At 29.3% G+C, this 1568-nt stretch carries 1 protein-coding gene; it reads right to left on the minus strand.

Going from position 1 to position 1568, the window contains the following annotated elements:
* Positions 1–717: 717 nt before the first annotated feature.
* Positions 718–1041, minus strand: a complete 324-nt coding sequence (locus ACRC28_RS08000; RefSeq protein WP_438542931.1) for a hypothetical protein — start codon at positions 1039–1041, stop codon at positions 718–720.
* Positions 1042–1568: the final 527 nt, after the last annotated feature.

Raw genomic sequence — 1568 nt, forward strand, 5'->3', positions numbered from 1 at the left:
TCATACATCACTTTAAGAGGATTTTCTTTATCTGCTAAGAGTAAAAGATCATCAATAAATAGAAGATAATTCGTTAAAAACGATAGAGTATCAGTTTGTATTCTTGCTTTTAGAAACATGGTTGTGGTATCTACCACATTACAAATATTTATTCTAGAAAATTCTAGATATAAATATTTTAAAAATTTTTAACCCATGTCAAATAAACATATTAATGACTAATTTTATTTAAAAAATGCTTTGGTCACCGGCAGGAAAGACGACCCTTTGAGAAGCCTAATTGAGAACTATCTCAAGGCAGGGTGCATCCCCCGGTACTACGTCAAATATTGATCTTTTAGACTTCAAATTTGTTTTTTTTTAATATTGATCTTTTAGACTTCAAATTTGATTTTTAATTTAATATTGATCTTTTAGACTTCATATTTGATTTTTATATAATATCGTCCTAGTAGTCTTCATATTGATCTTTTAGTATTCATCTTGATCTAAAAAACTTTATATTTACTTTTAAATTTTTCTTTATCATTTAAGCTACATAATTAATTTTAAATTTTACTTAATCATTTTAGCTTTAAACATATAAATAAATTTATTTGCTTAAATTTTTTACCATTTAGATGTCAGTAGATTGTATAGAAGAGCCCAATACTAAGTCTTTTATCAGACAAGGTTTCTCAGTTAAGAGATCTTAGGGGTTATGAGTTTTCCTTGGTATTATCGTCTCGGGTCTTGTGTCATACCTTTTATGTTGTACCTCTTCAACTTCTCCTCTATAACTCGCCAGATTCTCCAATTCTTTCTCATTCTCTTCTTCATCAGCTTCGTCTTCCCCAGAGAGATACTCTCAAGGGTTTTCTTAAGCACAACAGACTGGATGTTTCCTTCAAATGTAAGTTTGATTCCCAGAATTTGGATATACTTCTTGTGATTAGTCTTTACCATACTATCCCATGTTACTACATAGGGAACTATTCTTGTTTTAGCTTTGTGTATTAATACAAGTTCATTAGAAGAAGATTGTATTTTCTTAATTTTCAATTTAATTAAACTGTGAGAAAATCTTGGTCGTTTATTTAGCTCGAAAATCTAAATTTCCTTTATCTTCTTATTTAATTCAAGATATCAGGCTTGTTATGTCTGACCTTAATGTCTTTTAAGATATGTGTATCAATTCATACTTCAGCATTATCGATAGACAATACTTCTTGTACAAAGATAGTTTTTATCTTACTAAATTTTCTTAAGCCATCCTTCTTTCATAACAAGATATGTAGACATCTTTTTACCTTGTTGTGTCTTCTCATATAATCAAAGCCAAACATTCGATCTCATTTTGTAGCTAGATGATCTACAGTCTTTCTATTAGATCTTCAGATAGTACATTGTCTTTTCTATCCTTAAAAGATATTTCTATCTTGTAGAAAGCAGTAATTTGCTTTAGATCTAGACTGGTTGTTCCCTTTACCAATCATGTAGAAGACCCCTTATTAAAACTTGTTCATTCTCTCTTGCTCTGTTCAGCTTCCGTGATTTTTTCTAAATTAAATCTCTCTATAGAGATAAGA

This window comes from Clostridium sp., assembly GCF_051650885.1.
In the GTDB taxonomy this organism is placed as follows: domain Bacteria; phylum Bacillota; class Clostridia; order Clostridiales; family Clostridiaceae; genus Clostridium.